Consider the following 18,965-nt stretch of genomic DNA (forward strand, 5'->3'; position numbering starts at 1 on the left):
ATCTTCATGGGCTTTGCCCGTCACCATGTTTCACAGGTTACATTCAAAAGCCTTAAGCCTTTTGAATAGAAGAGTAGTATAAGGAGGACCTTATGGCACTGTTTCAAGCAGCCATCAGCGGTATTTTTATTGGTGGTGTTTATGCGATTATCGCAGTAGGATTGAGCCTTATTTTCGGTGTAATGAAGCTGGTTAACTTTGCTCACGGTGATTTCCTGATGGCGGCCATGTATGCGGCCTATGGTGTGGTTACCGGCTGGGCAATGGATCCTTACCTGAGCATGTTTATCATTGCGCCGGTCTTTTTTATAGTTGGCTTTTTGTTCCAGCGCCTTTTCATCAATGGGATTCTCAAACGGGAGCGCAACACCGAATCCCCCAATGTGCGGTTGTTTACCATTGGCTTTGCGTGGTTTTTAAGCAATCTGTCTTTGATGCTTTTTGGAGCCAATCCCAAAAACGTTATGACGCCGTATACCGGCGAAACCTTTAAGCTGGGCGAGCTTTCCATTTCAAAGCCCCGGCTCTACGCCTTTGTTATCGCCATTGTGTGCTGTATCCTTTTGTATCTGCTGCTTTACAAAACAGAAATGGGCCGGGCACTGCGTGCCATTTCCCAGAACCGCTTTACAGCGACCCTGATGGGTATTAATGTTAAACGGCTCTATTGCGTGGCTTTCGGTATCGGTATTTCTATTGTTGCCATTGCGGCCTGTATTCTAATTCCCTTTTATTATGTATTTCCCACCCTCAGCGCCACCTTTGGCACAAAGTCTTTTATCATTGTGGTTATGGGCGGCCTCGGGAGCGTGCCGGGCGCTATGCTGGCAGGCTTGCTGGTAGGCGTGGTGGAAGCGGTCTTTGGCTATATTCTGGGGCCCACCACTGCGGATATGCTGGTGTTTATCATATTTGTTTTAGTCATGCTGCTCAAGCCCTCCGGAATGCTGGGTAAACGGAATCGGGTATAATTTTGGAATCAGTATTAAGGAGGAAAGCATTTTGGCTGCACTAAAAAAATACATAAATATAAGATATGTGGTGCTGTTTGCGCTGCTGTTGCTGGTACCGCTTTTTGTAACCGATAACTATCTCATTCAGTCCTTTATCATGATTTTGCTTTATGCCTATTGGGCCAGTTCTTGGAACATCATCGGGGGTTATGCGGGGCAGATGTCCATCGGCCATGCCACCTTTGTGGGTATTGGTGCTTATGTTTCCACGGTGCTGTTTATACAGATGAATATCTCCCCCTGGATCGGCATGCTGATCGGAGCCTTTATATCCGCTATATTTGGTGTGCTGGTGGGTTACCCAACCTTTAAGCTTAAGGGCGTTTACTACACCCTTTCCACTATGGCTCTGGTTAATGTGGTTCGGCTGTATATCCTTTCCAAAGACACTGTTTTTGGCTTCGAAACCGGCGGCCCTCTGGGCATCAAGGTTCCGTGGAGAGGCGGCAGTTTTGCGGATATGCAGTTCCTTGAGAAAAAATACTACGCCTTTATCATCATTGGCATGCTGGCAGTGGTGCTTTTGGTATCCTCTTATATCAAGCATTCCAAAACCGGCTATTATCTGGCGGCGATCACCACCAACCAGCAGGCGGCCAGCTCGCTGGGCGTGGATGTCACCTACTACAAGCTCAAGGCGCAGTTTATCAGCTGCTTTTTTACCGCTATCGGCGGCAGCTTTTATGCCCAGCTGATCCTCTTTCTTGACCCCAACCGCATACTCGGCTACGATCTTTCCGTTGAGTTGACAGTGCTGGCCATGGTGGGCGGCAGCTCCACTGTATTTGGGCCGGTGCTGGGCGCTTTCCTGCTGGTGCCTGTTAACGAGTGGTGCCGTATCAATCTGGGCGCCAGAATGGCTGGGCTTCCGCTGGTTATTTACGGCCTGGTTCTGATGCTGATTGTTTATTATCTGCCCCGAGGCCTGCTCTATAACATTCAGGCTCTTCTCAAAAAGCTGTTTCACAAGAAAGCGGCTGTCACTGCAAAGGTAGGTGCGGAAAATGAGTGAGAAAAAGATATTGCTTGAAGGCAAGGATGTAGTTAAGCGCTTCGGCGGTCTGACAGCGGTCAACAAAGCCAGCATGGAGGTTCGAGAAGGCGAAATTATCGGCCTCATTGGCCCCAACGGTGCTGGAAAAACCACCCTGTTCAATATGTTTTCCGGCAGTTTTCAGCCCACCAGCGGGGATGTCATCTTTGGTGGCACCAATATTACAAAAATGAAGCCCAACCAGATTTGCAGGCTTGGCATTGGCCGAACCTTTCAGATTGTGCAGCCTTTTGAAAACCTGACTGTGCTGGAAAACACCATGGTGGGTGCCCTGATCAACACCAACAGTGTTCACGAAGCCCGTGATAAGGCCGAAGAGGTTTTAGAATTTGTAGGGCTTAAGGAACGTGCCCATTCCAGAGGCAGTGAGCTGGGTCTGCAATTCCTTAAACGTATGGAAATGGCCCGGGCCTTGGCAACAGAGCCCAAACTGCTGCTTCTTGATGAGGTTATGGCCGGGCTTAACCCCTCCGCCAGCGTGGAGGTTATCGAGCTGGTGCAGAAGATCCGAGATTCCGGGGTGACGGTGCTGATTATTGAGCACATCATGAAGGCGGTTATGACTCTTTCTGACCGTATTTATGTGCTGAGCCAAGGGAGTATGATCGCTCACGGCATCCCTCAGGATGTGGTGAAAGATCCCGAGGTTATTAAGTCTTATTTGGGGGAGAAAAAGCATGCTTAGTGTAAGAAATATAGCGGTTGACTATGACTCCTTCCATGCTCTTTCGGATGTCAGCCTGGATATTCAGGAGGGGGAAATTGTTGCCCTTTTAGGAAGCAATGGTGCCGGAAAAACCACCACCATGAATACCATCAGCGGTGTAACCACTTTGCGCAGTGGAACCGTTTCTTTTAATGGGCAGGAAATTCAGGGTATGCCCGATTTCCAGCGGGTAGATTTGGGCATTGTGCAGGTTCCCGAAGGCAGAAAGCTTTTTCCTGAAATGTCTGTTTATGAAAACATGCTGGTGGGCTCCTATATCAAGGAGGCACGGCCAAAAAGAAAGCAAAACCTTGAGATGTGCTTCGAAATGTTCCCCAAGCTTCATGAGCGGCGCAACCAGATGGCTGGTTCCCTTTCGGGAGGCGAGCAGCAGATGTGCGCCATTGCCCGTGGGCTCATGGCCTGCCCCAAGCTGCTGATGCTGGATGAGCCCTCTTTGGGCCTTGCACCGGTTATTGTGTCGCAGATTTTTGACATCATTCAGACCATCAATAAAGATATGGGAACCACCATTCTGCTGGTTGAGCAGAATGTTCTGGCAACTTTGGAAATTGCCCACCGGGGCTATGTTATTGAAACAGGCGCAACGGTCCTGGAAGGCTCCGCCAGAGAACTGGAGGGCAACGAAGAGCTGCAAAAGGCGTATCTGGGCATCTAACAACAAAGGAGGCTGCTGCTGTGAAAGCGCTGGTACTGGAACAAAAAGAAGCCGTATCCATTCAGGAAAGGCCTATGCCCCAAAGAAAGCCGGGGGAGGCACTTGTTCGGATAAAAGCGGCCAGCGTCTGCGGGTCGGATATAAGCGCATACCGAGGCAAGGGTGTTCAGGTGGAATACCCTCTGGTGCTGGGCCATGAGGTCGTGGGTGAGATTGTGGAAATCGATTCAGATAACCCCGGTGGCTTTGGGCCGGGAGACCGGGTCATTCTGCATCCCTACATATACTGCGGTCAGTGCTATCCCTGCTCCCTCGGGCAGACCAACTGCTGCGAAAACCTCAAGGTGCTGGGTGTGCAGACAGGCGGGGCCATGCAGGAATATTTCTGCCACCCCCACCAGCTGCTCCATAAGCTGCCGGATTCCATTCCATGGGAGCTGGCCCCTCTGGCAGAGCCACTGGTTATTGCCATTCACGGGCTGCACCGGGCAAAGGTCAAGGCCGGGGAGCATGTTGTGATCATAGGCGCAGGCCCCATCGGCATTATGGCGGCTATGGTGGCAAAAAAATATGGGGCCACCCCCATTCTGCTGGATATTGTGGATGCTAGGCTGGATATTGCCAAGGAGCTTGGAATTCCTTATACTATAAACACGCAGACCGAAAATGCGGAAGAGGCAATCCGGGAGCTGACAGCTGGGCGTATGGCTGAGGCGATACTGGAAATGTCGGGCGCTCACCAATCGGTGCAGAACTGCCTGGTTTATTCCTCTTATTGCAGCCGCATTGCGCTCACCGGATGGCCCACTGGAGAAACGCCTCTGCTGACTCCGTTGATTACCCGCAAGGAGCTGGAAATCTATGGTGCCAGAACCGGGGCGGATGAATTCCCCGAGGCTCTTGAGCTGATCGCCTCCGGCGATGTGGACGCAAAGGCCATTGCCAGCTTGGTGGTTCCTTTTGATGAGCTGCCGCAGGCACTGGTGGAGCAGGCTGAGCATCCTGAAAAATATTTAAAGGTGGTTGCGCTGTTTTAGCGTATGTTTCGGACCTCGAAAGGAGAAGTGTCGGTGAAGAAGGTTAAAACCGGTATAGTCGGCTGTGGAAAGGTGGCAGACCTTCATGCTCGAGCATACAGCCGGCTTGAAAATTCGGAGTTTACCGCTGTATGCAGCCGCAGCTTGGAAAAAGCGCAGGCTTTGGCCGATCAATACGGCGTGAAGGCCTATACCGACATTCGCCAGATGGTGGAAGAAAGCGGTCTAGAGGCAGTGAGCATCTGCACGCCTCATACCGTTCACAGGGCTTCAGCTGTGGAGGCTGCTTCCTGTGGGTGCCATATTATTATTGAAAAGCCCCTTGCTTCCAGCCTTGAGGATTGCGATGCGATACTGGCCGCCCAGAAGGCGGCAGGGGTTAAAGGGGCCATGTTGGTGCAGCGCCGCCGCTACCGGCCCTGTATGCGGGTCAACGAGACCATTGAGGCCGGCAAAATCGGCAAGCCTATGCTGGGTATTGTGAATATGCTGGGGTGGAGAGACCGGGCGTATTACGAAAGTGATCCGTGGCGAGGCAGCTGGGCAGGGGAGGGCGGCGGCGTTTTGCCAACGCAGGTGACCCACCAGCTAGACCTGCTGCTGTGGTATATGAAAAGCGATATTCAGCAGGTATATGGTGTGTGGCGCAACTTCAACCACCCCTATATTGAGGTGGAGGATACGGCTGTTGCGACTATTACCTTTAAAAGCGGGGCAGTTGCCTCGGTTGTGGCCAGCAATTCCCAGAACCCTGCCCTTTATGGTAAGGTGCATATTTTTGGGGATAACGGTGCGGGGGTGGGTGTACAGACCGATGGAGGCGCTATGTTCATTGCCGGCATGTCCGGCATTACCGAGGCTCCTTACAACGACCTGTGGACAGTTCCCGGTGAAGAAGAACTCCGTGAGCAGATGAAAAAGCAGGATGAAGACTTTTTCTTCGTCTCTGATCCCATATATTTTTACCATGAGGAGCAGCTCGGTGATTTTCTCACAGCCATCCGGCAGGATACCCAGCCTATGGTGACCATCGAGGAGGGGCGCAAAACAGTGGAGCTGTTTACAGCGATTTACCTCAGCACCGAAAGCGGAATGCCGGTGCAGTTCCCCGTTCAGCCATAACGCCGGAGTGACATAAAGGAGATAGAGCCATGAAAATAGGCTTTAATGAAGGCACAGCCATGGGCTGCTCTACCTTGGAGCAGGATTTGCTACTCTGTGAGAAGGCGGGTTTTGATTATATCGAGATACGCTTGGATATGCTGCGGGAATACCTGAAAACTCATACACTGGCAGAGCTTCGGCACTTTTTTGATAGCAGCCACTTAAAGCCCCATGCCATCAATGCCCTTTATATTTATTCGGATTTGTTTTCCAACCGGGATGATTCTGCTCGCCGGGAGGCTCTGCTGTCGGAGTTCCACTTTGGCTGTCAGGCAGCGCAAGCCATCGGCTCCCGGAATTTTATTGTGGTACCGCCTCTGGGTGAGAGCATTATCAATCCGGATACTGCACAGGTGAATGCGGATTGTGTACGAATCCTCGGTGCCCTTGGTGAAATCGGGGAAAGCTATGGAATCCGCCTTTCCTTTGAGCTGGTGGGGCTTGACCAAAGCAGTGTACGCTCTATCGCGCAGGCTAATGAAATTGTCACACAGGTGAACCGTGAAAATGTGGGCTTCGTTTTTGATTCTGCCAACATTTATATAAACGGCAAGGTGAATGATTTTAGTGAAATGGCATCTGTGGAGCCTTCAAAAATTTTTGCTGTGCATATCAATGATTTCAGTGACATACCGCAGGCAGAGTTTGATAAAAAGCACCGCTGTTTTTGTGGAGAAGGGGTTATCGATCTCGAGAATTATCTTTACGTTTTGAAAAGGATAGGCTATAATGATATGGTCTCTGTGGAAACTTTTCGCCCGGAATATTGGGCAAAATCCCCCCAGTGGGTTATTCAAACGGCTTATTTTACAACCCTTGCTGTGCTGCAGAAGTATGGGTGCCTGACCGGATAGCAATAATAGTTTAAGGAGTATGCCTACCAATGCCTACCAAATCCCCCGATGCAACGCCCAAGAAAATGTTGGTTGATATAGCGTTTGAGAATATCCGCAAGGATATTTCGCAAGACATTCTGCGGCCGGGAGAAAGGCTGAATACCAGACTGTTGAGCCAACAGTATGGAATCAGCGAAACGCCCATTAAACAGGCACTCAACCGCCTGATGATGCAGGGCGTTGTGGAAAGTGTACCGCGTAAAGGTATGCGGGTTCGGAGCATGAAATGGGAGGAAATTGACGAGATTCTCGATTTGCGTCTGATGCTGGAACTGAACTTTGTAGATCAGGTGCTCCTAGCGGTCAGTGGCAGCATGCCCATTCAGAAATTGTTTGAGCAAAATATTGAAGAAAGCCTTGAAAGCGTAGAGCGGATTAAAACCCCAAAGGATTTCTTTTATACATTTGATCTTGACCGCAAGTTCCACCGGCTTTATTTGGTCAGCAGCGGGAATCGCAAGGCCGTGCAGGTTTATGATAATCTGAACACCCATGCCTTTTCTCTTTATCTGTATGACCAGCAGCCTCCAAAACGTACCCTGGAAGGAGTGGTGGGGCATAAGCTGATTTATGAAGCGTTAAAACAAAACAACAGGGAAAAGGTCATCGAACTGCTGAATTTTCACACCAAACATGCCAAAGAAACTATCAATCTTTTGTTGAGGATCGGTCGTTTGACTTGAATGGTTCACATAAAAAGGTCTGTGCCTCCCTTTAGGAGACGCAGACCTTTTTCTTTGTCTCAGACCCATTGCCAGTCATTTTCGCCAGCACCAACTTCAAAGTGATATCTGGCGATACCCAAATCCACCTTGGTATAAAAACCAGAACCTGCTGTTGCCTTTACTTTGCTGCCCGTCAGCTCAAAGCTGAATTTTTGCTGATTCATAGCGGTGGGAGCCAGCTGAACAGCTTCCATGCCCATTTTGAACCAGCTCGGCAGTTCACCCTCCACCTGGCAAAGCTGCTGGATGCTTTTGCCTTTGTGGGGTGAGCCGCTGTTTTGACCATAGCCAAGGGCGATCACCATCAGCTGTTTTTCTCCTGCGTGGGTAACAGCGGCACTTTTGCCTTTGCTGTAGCTCATGGCCACCCAACAGGTGCTGAGCCCCAACTGCTGCGCCCGTAAAACAACTTTCTCGCCATAATAGCCGCACTTTTCGTCTAGTGTGTCGCTTTTTTTGCCCACAAGAGCAATGTAGTTTCTCACATTGCTGAATTTGCCGTACCGGGCCATCATTCCACTAAAGGCTTCAGGCTCGTCGAGGCAAAGCTGAATGTGCAGGCCGCTTTCAGCGTTGCACGCCTCAATCAACTGACGAAGCGAATCGGCTGTATCTCCTTGAATCTTTTGATCGGTGTAACTGCGAACAGAGTGGCGTGACCGAATTGCATCCATTAAATCCATTTGGCATCTCTCCTTTGTTTCAAGGTTAAGTGGCTATAGTTTAATCTTGAGTAAAACAACCAACGGGGTAAAAGATACCTCTATAGGAAAAAATCCCCATGCTCAGAGGCACAGGGATTCTTCTTTTTTATACGTTCAGGAAAAACCAAAAGTTATTCATAACGAAGTGCTTCGATGGGGTCAAGTTTAGCCGCTTTGTTGGCGGGGTAGTAGCCAAAGAAAACACCAATCATCATAGAGAAGAGCACTGCAATGACAATAATAGCAATCGAAGGTGAGGCGGGGAAGCCCAGCAGTGTGGCACCAATCCAGCCCAGAAGAAGCCCTGTGCCCACACCGATCAGGCCGCCGATGAGGCATATAATCATGGATTCAACGATAAACTGCTGGCGAATAGCACTGTTGCGGGCACCCAGAGCCTTACGGGTACCAATTTCACGGGTACGCTCGGTTACAGAAACCAGCATGATGTTCATAACACCGATTCCGCCTACCACCAGAGAAATAGCAGCGATGATGGCAATGGCGATGGATAAGGTATCCAACATAGAGGTCATTTGCTTGACCATACCTTCCATGTTTTGGGTTTTAATCTCAAAATTCTTGTTGTTCTCATAATATTTGCCTAGAAAATTTTCCAGCTCGGTGGTTAAGGCAAAAGAATCCGATTCTGGTGGATAGGTAACCTGAATTTCCTGATAACCATCCAAAGCACCCACAATACGTTTTGCTGTGGTAATAGGAATGGTCATCTGGGTTTGGATATCCTCGTCCGAAACAAAAGAAGCGGCGATTGTAGGAACCTTATAGGTATACACACCAACTACATAAAAGTTAAGAATGCCGTAATTGGTTGTGTGAATCTGAACTTCTTTACCCATAGGGTCTACACCATCACCAAACATTTTAGCCGCAAATTTATCTGAAATAACGGCTACACTTTTGGCGCTTTTAATGTCTCGATCGTTAATATCCCGTCCCTTGACAATCTCAATTTTACTTTTTGCCATATAGCCTGCATCGGTGCCATAGATGGTGACATTGGCATATTTGCGGCCCTGCTTGGCTTTACCACCGCCAGCTGATTGAGTGATCATGACCGATTCCAGCTTACTGCCAAATTTTTTCTGCATGGTTTCAATCATATCTTGCGAGATCAAATCGCTTTCAGCGGCCTCGATGTTATAATCGGAATCTTTGTTTCCCACCCAGATAAAAATCCGGTTTACACCCATATCAGACATGGTGTTGGTAATGGAGGCAGACAGTGAGTTCCCCACTGTTACAATAGCTATAACAGAACCGATTCCAATAATGATACCCAGCATGGTTAGCAAAGCACGCATTTTACCGGCTTTCAGACTCGCGAGAGCAAGGGAAATATTCTCTAAAAGATTCATAATTTTCCCTCCTCCGAATCACTCTCCATAATATGGGGAATTTCCGATTCTACACCGGATACAGATGCGGCTCCTGTGGTTTCTGAAATAATCTGGCCGTCACTGATGGTGAGAATCCGGCCGGTTTCAGCTGCAAGCTCAGGATTATGAGTAATCAAAACAATGGTTTTGCCTTGCTCCCGGTTCAGGCGATGAAAAAGATCCATAACCAGACGCCCTGTTTCGGAATCCAAAGCACCGGTGGGTTCATCGGCCAGAATAATATCCGGGTCATTGGCCATAGCCCGGGCGATGGCCACACGCTGCTTTTGGCCACCAGAAAGCTCATTGGGTAGGTGCTTCATACGGTCGCCCATTTCCACCAGCTCCAACAGCTCTTTAGCTCTCGCTAAACGGGGTGTGCGGGGCATTCCACCATACAACATGGGCATTTCCACATTTTTTAAAGCCGATGTACGGGGAATCAAGTTAAAGGTCTGGAATACAAAGCCGATTCTGCGGTTTCTAACATCCGCTAACCGGTTGCCCGCCATGGATTTTATATCCTCTCCACTGAGGATATAATCGCCTTCTGTGGGGCTATCCAGCACTCCGATAATATTCATAAGGGTCGATTTGCCTGAGCCCGAAGGCCCAACTATTGAAACAAACTCCCCTTCATAAACGGTTAGACTAACTTTTTTAAGTATTTCCAGCTGGTTGGGAGTGCCGATATAAAAACGCTTGACAATATCGGTCATCTCGATAATTTTATTGCGCATTCACTGCTTCCCCCTCTCCCTTGTTTAGAATCATGCCCATTAGGCTGCCAGAGACGAGGATTCCATATCCTTGCTCAGGCGAATGGGGGTGCCGTCTTCCAGACCATCAATATCGGAGATGAGCTCGATACCTTCAGTCAGTTCAGGGGCGCTGATTTCCACAAGAAAGTCGGTTTCAAGGCCTAAGGTAACAGGGATTTTCTTGGCAACATAAGTGCCGTCTTCTTGCTGTTGTGCAACAAACACGCTGGCACCATCGGCATCTTCTTTCAACACTTCAAAGGGGATTGCAAAGACACTCTGCCGTTCATCCACAACAATGTTCAGGCGGCTGTTCATGCCAATGCGCAGCGGGCTGTCTTTTGTCAGGAGCACAACATCGGTAGAGAACTGGATGTCGTTGGTATCCACTGCATTGCCCGCAACATCCTTAAGGGAAGTGGGCGCGATGGTATCCACCATGCCATCATACTCATCTTTGCCGGTTGCGTCGGATTTAATAATCACACGATTGCCGGGTTTAATGGAAGTGACGTCGTATTCTTTAATTTTGGTGGTAATTTTAAGATTTTCTGTATCTTCGATAACAAAGAGCAATCCGTTGACCGGTGCACCTTCCTTGGCATATACAGCGGTGACTGTTCCGGAAACCGGTGCTTTTATGGTTGAATCCGACAGGTTTTTATTCAGCATTTGAAGGCTTATGTATTCCGCCTGTAAGTCAGAAGAAATCTCTGCCTTTTTAATGCTGTTGGCATAGTCTTCTTCCCATTTTTTACGCTGAAGCTCAATGCTTTCCTTGGTTCTTTCCAAAGAATCCTGAGCAGCCTCATAGCTATAATAGGCTCTTTCGGCAACAGCCGCCAATTTATCCCGTTCTGCATCATCGCCCCCAGAATTCCGAACATTTCGGTAATCCTGACGGGTGTTGTATACCTCCAGCTCCGCAGCGGTAAAGGCCTGCTCCGCCTTGGCCAAAGCAGAGGACCATTCCGCTTCGGCATTGGCCTTTGCGAGATCATATTGATCACGGGTTGTGTTCAGGGTCAAATTGCTTGCCTGAGCCGCAGAATTGATGGTGGCCTGCAGCTTTGAGATATCCAGCTTTAGGCTGGCCGTATCCAGTTGGCAAAGCAAATCACCCTCACTGACCACATCGCCAACCTCAACCTCAACGGTTGAAATGGGATAAGGGAGGGTAGAATAAACATTGGAGACATTTGCACTTTTTACACTGCCGGTCACATTGATCAAGCTCACCAGATCCTGCTTGGCTAAGGTGACAGATGTACGGATTGTAGGGCCGGAGGGTTTATTAATTTGAATAATCAGTACGGCCACTGCCGCAACCAGTGCCAGAGATAACCCTACACCGACAATTACTTTTTTCTTCATGGCTTTCACTCCTTGCAACACATTCGATGGTCTTAAGATTATACATGTTTTATGGACATAACTTTAACAACATAAAGAAAAAATGTAAATTCCTAAACATCTTAGCTATTTTGGTCAAAAAATGAAGTGATATGGCTTGTTTTGAATTCATTTTGCCATGGGAATTGCGCGCAAATTCTCCATCAGATCGTATGAAAAGTTTGACAACCATCCGCCTAGATGCTATACTATAAAACACTGCCTGTCTTTAATTTTGAGTATTCCAGCACAGAAGTGGCAGAGCAACAGAGGGCCCTATTTTTTTTAAGCGGATATGGCGGAATTGGCAGACGCGCCAGACTTAGGATCTGGTGTCCATGACGTGCAGGTTCAAGTCCTGTTATCCGCACCATAGAAAAGACCGTCGACTTCTGTCGGCGGTCTTTTATTGTAAGAGAAAACCTCCGGCTGTGCCGGAGGTTCCGCAAAAGCTTTAGCGTTGGATATGATAAAAAAACTCCTTTTGATATAATTCATATGCGGTCTGCCAACTGAACAACATATCAAAAGGAGGACATTCAAAATGAATGACACGAATAGTCTAGCCCATACGAAATGGAATTGCAAGTACCACATAGTTTTCGCGCCCAAGTATCGTAGAAAGCTCTTTTATGGAAATATGAGAGCAGAAAAAGGGAAGATACTGAGAGACCTGTGCACATGGAAACAAGTAAACATAGTAGAAGCAGAGGTATGCGGTCATTTTTCCGAGCTGATAGACAAAGAATTAGACATAGCCGGGAGGATTGAGGCAGAGCTGTGAGACCTACTGCAATTTAAAAAGAAACAGGCAGCGATTGATATGAGCACCGCCTGTTTCTTCCTGTGGTAAGAAAATCAGGGCTTGTCGGAACGGCTGCCGGCTTTTTGTCCCGGGGAAAATTCCTCTATGATCCTAAGACTGTCCCGAGTTGTATAACTCTACGGCACTTTGATGTGGCAGCATTTGCCTTAGTTTTTATTTTACTTTTCTACCGCAACCATTTGCCCTCCTGCTAATTGCAGTTTGTAGGCATATGTGGTATAATTTTTCTGTTACAAGCATCTCATGGAATGATAATTGTGCTACCTATGATGTGGCTGAAACAAAGGTACACATCAACCATTCAAATGGAAATACTCCTCAAATTAAGTGGTATTTTTGAGAATATAGACACCAAAAAGCACTGAAAATACTGTGTAACACCAACACTGAACGGGTAGGGATAAGCCCCCTCTGTATAATGCTGCAAATAAAACGTATATTACCAATATAAAACTAAGGAGGAAAAAATCGATGTCTTGTTACTATGTGATCGGTGTCAGAATGGATAACAGAACCAGCAATGCCCTGAGCTTTCAGGAGACTCTCACGAAAAACGGCTGTAAGCTGAAAGCCCGCTTGGGTCTCCACGAAGTGAGCGACAATGCCTGCGCGAACGATGGTCTTATTGTGTTGCAGCCCTGTGGTGAAAAAGAAGAGATTGAGCAGCTGGTCAAGGACCTCAATGCTCTTGAGGGCATAACAGCCAAATACATCGATTTAAATTAAGCACAGTTCCTCTCCGGTTAGGATCATACCCAATGAACAACAAAACAAGCCCCGGCAAAAGGAATTTGAATGCCTTTTGCCGGGGCTTGTTTGAGCCATTGGTTATTATGAATGAATAATCCCGAGAGGACTATTTAATGTTCTTGACATTCAGGACTCTGGAGGCATTGAGAATAGCCAGCACCGATACACCCACATCGGCGAACACTGCTTCCCACATGGTGGATAAACCGGCTGCACCCAGTATGAGAACAATCACCTTAACAATCAATGCAAAGGCAATGTTTTGCTTCACGATGCGCAGTGTACGGCGGGAAAGACGCATGGCCGTGGCAATCTTAGAGGGCTCATCGGTCATAATTACAATGTCTGCGGCTTCAATGGCTGCATCAGAACCCAAACCGCCCATAGCAATTCCGATATCGGCTCTTGCCAGAACAGGAGCGTCGTTGATGCCGTCACCCACAAACGCCAGCTTACCTTTAGAGGATTTTGCTGCAAACAGTTCTTCAACCTTTTCCACCTTATCGGCAGGCAGCAATTCCGTATAGGCTTTATCAAGACCAAGCTGCCGGGCCACAGAAAGACCTACGTTGTTGGTATCACCGGTGAGCATGACCGTTTGTTTAATGTTTTCCTGTTTCAGATCGGCAATGGCACGGGCTGCATCGTCTTTAATTTCATCGGCAATCACAATGTAACCGGCATAACGGTTATTCACCGCCACATGAACAGCGGTTCCGATAATTTCGCCTTCATAAGAAGCGATACCCAGCTTTTTCATCAGCTTTACATTACCGGCGGCTACTGATTTTTCCCCTACCTTCGCCAAAACGCCGTGGCCGGAAATCTCTTCCACATCGGTTACCCTGTTGTGGTCAATATCTTTGCCATAAGCCTGCTTGAGTGAAAGGGAAATCGGGTGATTGGAGAAGCTTTCCGCATGGGCGGCCAGCTCCAACAGTTCATCGCCTGAGATTTCCACAGGGTTGATTTGCTGAACACGGAACACGCCCTTAGTCAGTGTTCCGGTCTTATCAAAAACCACAATCTCCGTTTGGGCCAATGCCTCCAGATAGTTGGAGCCTTTGACCAAAATACCCTGTTGTGAAGCACCACCGATTCCGCCAAAAAAGCTTAAGGGAATGGAGATAACCAGGGCGCAGGGGCAGCTGACCACCAGGAAGGTGAGAGCACGGTAGACCCAGTCGGTGAAGGTTGCACCCTCCACAACCAGCGGCGGAATGACCGCCAGAAGCGCTGCTACAATCACTACGATGGGGGTGTAGTATCTTGCAAATTTGGTAATGAAGTTTTCAGAATTAGATTTTTTGCTGCTGGCGTTTTCCACCAAATCGAGTATTTTGCTGACAGTGGATTCCTCAAATTCTCTTGTGACCTCTGCCACCAGCAAGCCGTTGACGTTAATACAGCCGCTGAGCAAAAGATCATCCACCGATACATCCCGAGGAACCGATTCGCCGGTCAAGGCGGAAGTATCCAGCATGGAGCTGCCCTCAAGCACCTTAGAATCCAAGGGAACCTTTTCACCGGCCTTGATGACAATTATATCACCGATACGCACTTCATCCGGGTCAAGTTTCACAATTTCATTGCCCCGGCGTACATTGGCATAGTCGGGACGAATATCCATCAGGCTGGCAATGGATTTGCGGGATTTGTTGACTGCATAGCTTTGAAAAAGCTCACCCACCTGATAAAACAGCATAACCGCAACGCCTTCGGGATATTCACCGATAATGAAAGCGCCCACTGTGGCAATGCTCATCAGAAAGTTTTCATCAAAAACCTGCCCACGAAGAATATTTCTTATGGCCAGCCAAACAATTTCGCCGCCCACAATCAAATAGCTGATCAAAAAGAATATAAGCCGAATAATCTGATTTTCAGGATTTACAATCAGGGCAGCCGCAAAGATCGCTGCGCCTATAAGAATTCGTAGCATCCATTTTTTGTTGCTGCTCATTTTATCGCCTCAAGCTTTTTTTATTTCGATCTGGGGCTCCAATTTTTTAATAATGTCGGTGGCAGAAGAAAGAACCGCTTCCATCTTTTCGTCCGCTGCTTCAATGGCCATTTTGGTGGTCATGAAGTTGATGGTGACATTATGTACATCGGGCAACTTGCTAATGGCATGCTCCATTTTGGCTGCACAGTTTGCACAATCCAGACCCACCAGTTTAAATGTTTTTTTCATGATAACATTCCTCCATTACAAATTAATATTTATCGTGCATAATTATGAATAGCCTTATTCGTCCACATGCTCCTGAGCAGTCAGGAGAATTTCCTTGATGTGGTGATCATCCAAAGAGTAATAGACTACTTTGCCATCCCGGCGGAATTTCACAAGCTTTGCGTTGCGCAGCGTTTTAAGCTGGTGGGAAATAGCTGATTTGGTCATATTCAAAAGCGAAGCTAAATCACACACACACATTTCGCTTTCTTCCAAAGCCCAGAGAATACGGATGCGAGTGCTGTCGGCAAAGACCTTAAAAAAATCTGCCAAATCGAAAAGGCAGGATTCTGAGGGCATTTTTGGGCGAACCATTTCGACAATATGCTGATGAACCGCATCGCAGTCGCAAATCATGCTTTTATCATCCATTGTGCGGTGCTCCCTTCGATTGAATATGTGCTCAACTGTTCTGTTGATAGTATAGTTGAATATATGAGCAATTGTCAATATGTTTTCGCCAAAAAATTATACAAACAACTTTCAAAATCCTATAGTATAACTGTTAATATGTATTGATACTTTGTTAAATAGTTTTAGCAATGCCAAAAAGAAGGTTTGCTGGGGAATAAAAAACGCCCGTGGGGGAAGTTCCCTCACAGGCATTGTGTATTCTCAAAAGCGGATTAGTTGTCACTTGTCTTTTCAGCTTTCTGTTCTTTGAGTAGATCGCGGATTTCCAACAGGTATTCCTCGGTGGGGGTCGCCTTAGGTGCTTCCGGTTCAGCGGCGGGTTCCTGCTTTTTCAGTTTGCCGGTTACGGTACTCAGCATTTTGATAAAAACAAAAATAGCCAGAGCGATAATGATAAAATCCACAACCGCCTGAAGAAAAGCTCCGTAAGCAATCACAGATTCACCGATGGTGATGGAAAGATTGCTGAAATTCTTGCCACCCAGCAGAATGCCCACCAGCGGCATAATAATGGATTCAACCAATGCAGTAACAATCTTGCCAAAGGCGCCGCCGATTACCACTGCAACCGCCAAATCCATCACATTTCCCTTTAAAGCAAAAGCCTTAAATTCCTCTAATAACTTTTTCACTCAAAACCCTCCGCCACAAAAATGGTATAGTTTATTCCCATTGTAGCATCGGTAATTTGAAAATGCAAGAGTCCTATAGCGCCTATGGGGTGGCTCTGGATTGAACCTTTGCAAGTTTGTCTGGAATACGCTGATCATCCTTCATAAAGCTGCTTTTGGACCGATATATATGTAAAATATCTCTGTACATTCGTGAAAATTTCGCAGGGGGTCAATATGGATTACAGAACCATACCACTGAATCAGTCTGGTAATATCGTTGTCTGCCCCATTTGCGGCAATCGGGAGCTGGGCCTGGGGGATTTTTGCATCATTTGTGGAAGTGAAATTATGAATCGCTGCGCCGATACACGAAGATATGAGGAGGACTGTGTGGTTCTGGTCAAAAGCTGTGGCCAGACTGTGCCGGGCAACGCCCGATACTGCCCCAAATGCGGCAATGAGACCACATTTTATCAGAGAGGCTGGCTCAAGGATTGGAGCCGCCAGAATCCTCAGCGGGCACTGGAGCAGAAATGTGTCTCCCTGAATTTTACCAAAATCAAGAACGATGCCGCGGTACCCGAAGAAAAGGTATAGAAACGATAGAATAGATGTATGCTCGGAATTACGGTACTGCTTCTTAAGATAATTAGCTACAATCGTCACCGAAAAGGGGAGAAGCCTGTCGGTGGCGATTCTTTGCGAAGTGCAGGATAATTAGGGTTGACAAGTTCCCATGCTTTCCTTATTATTAAAATAGGGTTTTATATGATATATGTTTTTTAAGCGATTTACGCCATACGCAACGGTCAAAGGAGGATAATAGTGATTAATTTTGAGTTTTACAGTCCAACAAAGGTTATTTTCGGTAAAGAAACCGAACAGCAAGTGGGGGCTGAAATCAAAAAATGGGGCGGCAGCCGTGTTCTAATTCATTATGGCAGCGCCAGCGCCAAAAAAAGCGGGCTGCTGGATCGAATTATAGAATCTTTAAAGGCAGAGGGCCTTTTTTATGCAGAGTTGGGCGGTGTTGTGCCCAATCCTCGTTTGGGCAAGGTTTATGAAGGCATTGAGCTTTGCAAAAAGGAAAATATAGATTTTATTCTGGCCATTGGCGGAGGCAGCGTAATCGATTCTGCTAAGGCCATTGCGTTGGGAACTGTGAACGATGGCGATGTGTGGGATTTCTTTTTGGGAACCCGCAAGCCCGGCCCTTCCGTTCCAGTGGGCGCTGTGTTGACCATCGCGGCCGCCGGCAGTGAGACCAGTATGTCCTGTGTTATCACCAAGGAAGAGGGCCTGCTCAAGCGTGGGCTGAACATTGACCAGAACCGGCCCAAGTTTGCTATTATGAATCCCGAGCTTACCTATACTCTTCCTCATTATCAAACCGGCTGCGGTATTGTGGATATTATGATGCATACCATGGACCGCTATTTCTCCAACACCACCGCTACCGATTTCACCGACCGTATTTCCGAGGCTCTGTTGCAGGCGACTGTGAAGGCTGGTACTGCCTGCATCAAGAACCCCATGGATTATGATGCCAGAGCCAACCTGATGTGGGCAGGCAGTGTTTCCCACAATACCCTCACCGGTATGGGTAAGGTGACCGATTTTGCACCTCACCAGATCGAGCATGAGCTGAGCGCTACCTTTGATGTGGCACACGGCGCAGGTCTTTCGGCGATTTGGGGGCATTGGGCACGATATGTCTACAAAGTGAATGTGATGAAGTTTGTTCAGTTTGCTGTCCGTGTTTGGAATGTAGAAATGGATTTCGAGAATCCTGAGCTGACAGCGCTGGAGGGTATCGAAGCCACCGAGCGGTTCTTCTCCTCCATTGGTATGCCCATCAATATCCCTCAGCTTCTTGGCAAGTCTACCACTGCTGCTGAAATGGACGAGATGGCCGACAAGGCAACCTTTAGAGGCAAGCGTCTGGTGGGCTTTTTCAAGCAGCTGGAGGCCAAGGATATCCGTGAGATTTACGAGGCAGCCAACAAGGAATAATAAACAAGCGTTTAGCGCTTTATTCAAAAAGGCGGACAGCATTCTGGCTGTTCGCCTTTTTGTGTGCCGCCGACAAAAACAATACGAAAAAATAATGCAAAAAGACTATTGAACAAATGTTCTTATTGTGATATACTGGCCTCATAAGATAAAAAGACAAGCATTCAAGAGGCAAAATGCGTCAGGAGGCGTGGAGATGAGCAGAGTTTCCTTTTATAAAATCATCTTTATATATATGGCTGTATTAATCCTGTTTGCGGGGATACAGGCCGCTCAGATCAGGATGCTTTCTGTTCGGGCACGCAGCCTTGGGGTGCAGACTTCTGCTTTGGTTGAGGATAGAGCACAGCTGGTGGATTATTATCCCCAGGAAGCAGGAGGCCCCCAGTTTGTTTGAGTTTTTCACGGCATGCATTACCTCGATATATATCAATGCGCTTGCATTTGGTGTATACGATTATAGCTATATAGGTTTAAAGCCGCAGGGTGGTTTTAAACAGCGGTGATTTGCCGCTAACCGTCAAAGGCGATCTATACCAGATTCATACTCATATACACGCAGTGTGTGTTTGTGGGCAAAGCCC

20 protein-coding genes, 1 tRNA gene and 1 pseudogene are annotated in these 18,965 nt (G+C 47.6%); 14 read left to right on the plus strand and 8 right to left on the minus strand.

The window, feature by feature from the left end:
• The first annotated feature begins 92 nt into the window (after nt 1-92).
• The 8 genes from U6B65_00075 to U6B65_00110 are packed head-to-tail and all read left to right on the plus strand — an operon-like array spanning nt 93 to nt 7,232.
• Entirely contained in the window at nt 93-971 is an 879-nt protein-coding gene (locus U6B65_00075; protein ID WRS27558.1) for a branched-chain amino acid ABC transporter permease, read from the plus strand.
• Nucleotides 972-1,002: 31 nt separating this feature from the next.
• The gene (locus U6B65_00080; protein WRS27559.1) at nt 1,003-2,025 is read left to right on the plus strand and encodes a branched-chain amino acid ABC transporter permease; all 1,023 of its coding nucleotides are present in this window, start codon (nt 1,003-1,005) and stop codon (nt 2,023-2,025) included.
• Nucleotides 2,018-2,752, plus strand: coding sequence for an ABC transporter ATP-binding protein (locus tag U6B65_00085; GenBank protein WRS27560.1), 735 nt, complete (start codon nt 2,018-2,020; stop codon nt 2,750-2,752). Before U6B65_00080 ends, U6B65_00085 begins: the two co-directional genes overlap by 8 nt.
• Complete coding sequence (locus U6B65_00090) at nt 2,745-3,452, plus strand: ABC transporter ATP-binding protein (GenBank protein WRS27561.1); 708 nt, start codon at nt 2,745-2,747, stop codon at nt 3,450-3,452. Before U6B65_00085 ends, U6B65_00090 begins: the two co-directional genes overlap by 8 nt.
• A 20-nt stretch (nt 3,453-3,472) precedes the next feature.
• Nucleotides 3,473-4,489, plus strand: a complete 1,017-nt coding sequence (locus U6B65_00095) for an alcohol dehydrogenase catalytic domain-containing protein (GenBank protein WRS27562.1) — start codon at nt 3,473-3,475, stop codon at nt 4,487-4,489.
• Between the two features lie 33 nt (nt 4,490-4,522).
• Nucleotides 4,523-5,611, plus strand: a complete 1,089-nt coding sequence (locus tag U6B65_00100) for a Gfo/Idh/MocA family oxidoreductase (GenBank protein WRS27563.1) — start codon at nt 4,523-4,525, stop codon at nt 5,609-5,611.
• Between the two features lie 29 nt (nt 5,612-5,640).
• Nucleotides 5,641-6,507, plus strand: coding sequence for a sugar phosphate isomerase/epimerase family protein (locus U6B65_00105; GenBank protein WRS27564.1), 867 nt, complete (start codon nt 5,641-5,643; stop codon nt 6,505-6,507).
• Between the two features lie 29 nt (nt 6,508-6,536).
• Nucleotides 6,537-7,232, plus strand: coding sequence for a GntR family transcriptional regulator (locus tag U6B65_00110; GenBank protein WRS27565.1), 696 nt, complete (start codon nt 6,537-6,539; stop codon nt 7,230-7,232).
• A 59-nt stretch (nt 7,233-7,291) separates the two neighbouring features.
• Here the strand turns inward: U6B65_00110 and U6B65_00115 are convergent, their stop codons facing one another.
• From U6B65_00115 to U6B65_00130, 4 genes are all read right to left on the minus strand, one after another.
• Entirely contained in the window at nt 7,292-7,957 is a 666-nt protein-coding gene (locus tag U6B65_00115; protein WRS27566.1) for a nitroreductase family protein, read from the minus strand.
• A gap of 152 nt (nt 7,958-8,109) precedes the next feature.
• Complete coding sequence (locus U6B65_00120; protein ID WRS27567.1) at nt 8,110-9,357, minus strand: ABC transporter permease; 1,248 nt, start codon at nt 9,355-9,357, stop codon at nt 8,110-8,112.
• Nucleotides 9,354-10,118: an ABC transporter ATP-binding protein gene (locus U6B65_00125; protein ID WRS27568.1), complete on the minus strand. Its 765-nt coding sequence runs from the start codon at nt 10,116-10,118 to the stop codon at nt 9,354-9,356. The genes U6B65_00120 and U6B65_00125 overlap by 4 nt, the downstream gene beginning before the upstream one ends.
• Nucleotides 10,119-10,157: 39 nt before the next feature.
• Complete coding sequence (locus tag U6B65_00130) at nt 10,158-11,513, minus strand: HlyD family efflux transporter periplasmic adaptor subunit (protein ID WRS27569.1); 1,356 nt, start codon at nt 11,511-11,513, stop codon at nt 10,158-10,160.
• 307 nt (nt 11,514-11,820) lie between these two features.
• Here U6B65_00130 and U6B65_00135 point away from each other — a divergent pair.
• The 3 genes and pseudogenes from U6B65_00135 (at nt 11,821) to U6B65_00145 (ending at nt 13,083) form a co-directional block, all read left to right on the plus strand.
• Nucleotides 11,821-11,904, plus strand: a tRNA-Leu gene (locus U6B65_00135).
• Nucleotides 11,905-12,075: 171 nt separating this feature from the next.
• A pseudogene (locus U6B65_00140) lies at nt 12,076-12,249 on the plus strand (transposase).
• Nucleotides 12,250-12,828: 579 nt separating this feature from the next.
• Nucleotides 12,829-13,083 carry a hypothetical protein gene (locus tag U6B65_00145; GenBank protein ID WRS27570.1) on the plus strand — a complete coding sequence of 85 codons (255 nt, stop codon included), beginning with the start codon at nt 12,829-12,831 and terminating at the stop codon, nt 13,081-13,083.
• A 130-nt stretch (nt 13,084-13,213) separates the two neighbouring features.
• Here U6B65_00145 and U6B65_00150 read toward each other — a convergent pair whose 3' ends face one another.
• The 4 genes from U6B65_00150 to mscL all read right to left on the minus strand — a co-directional run bounded on the left by U6B65_00150 (nt 13,214) and on the right by mscL (nt 16,386).
• Nucleotides 13,214-15,070 (minus strand): heavy metal translocating P-type ATPase, encoded by a 1,857-nt coding sequence (locus tag U6B65_00150; GenBank protein ID WRS27571.1) that lies wholly within the window; start codon nt 15,068-15,070, stop codon nt 13,214-13,216.
• Nucleotides 15,071-15,079: 9 nt separating this feature from the next.
• Nucleotides 15,080-15,301: a heavy-metal-associated domain-containing protein gene (locus tag U6B65_00155; GenBank protein WRS27572.1), complete on the minus strand. Its 222-nt coding sequence runs from the start codon at nt 15,299-15,301 to the stop codon at nt 15,080-15,082.
• A gap of 54 nt (nt 15,302-15,355) precedes the next feature.
• Nucleotides 15,356-15,712 (minus strand): metalloregulator ArsR/SmtB family transcription factor, encoded by a 357-nt coding sequence (locus U6B65_00160; protein WRS27573.1) that lies wholly within the window; start codon nt 15,710-15,712, stop codon nt 15,356-15,358.
• Between the two features lie 254 nt (nt 15,713-15,966).
• Entirely contained in the window at nt 15,967-16,386 is a 420-nt protein-coding gene (gene mscL / locus U6B65_00165; protein WRS27574.1) for a large-conductance mechanosensitive channel protein MscL, read from the minus strand.
• A gap of 216 nt (nt 16,387-16,602) precedes the next feature.
• On the opposite strand from mscL, the gene U6B65_00170 reads away from it, so the two are divergent.
• From U6B65_00170 to U6B65_00180, 3 genes are all read left to right on the plus strand, one after another.
• Nucleotides 16,603-16,965 carry a hypothetical protein gene (locus U6B65_00170; GenBank protein WRS27575.1) on the plus strand — a complete coding sequence of 121 codons (363 nt, stop codon included), beginning with the start codon at nt 16,603-16,605 and terminating at the stop codon, nt 16,963-16,965.
• Nucleotides 16,966-17,193: 228 nt separating this feature from the next.
• Nucleotides 17,194-18,381 carry an iron-containing alcohol dehydrogenase gene (locus U6B65_00175; GenBank protein ID WRS27576.1) on the plus strand — a complete coding sequence of 396 codons (1,188 nt, stop codon included), beginning with the start codon at nt 17,194-17,196 and terminating at the stop codon, nt 18,379-18,381.
• 196 nt (nt 18,382-18,577) lie between these two features.
• The gene (locus tag U6B65_00180; protein ID WRS27577.1) at nt 18,578-18,778 is read left to right on the plus strand and encodes a hypothetical protein; all 201 of its coding nucleotides are present in this window, start codon (nt 18,578-18,580) and stop codon (nt 18,776-18,778) included.
• Nucleotides 18,779-18,965 lie beyond the last annotated feature (187 nt).

It is taken from the genome of Oscillospiraceae bacterium MB08-C2-2 (assembly GCA_035621215.1).
GTDB lineage: Bacteria > Bacillota > Clostridia > Oscillospirales > Ruminococcaceae > WRAV01.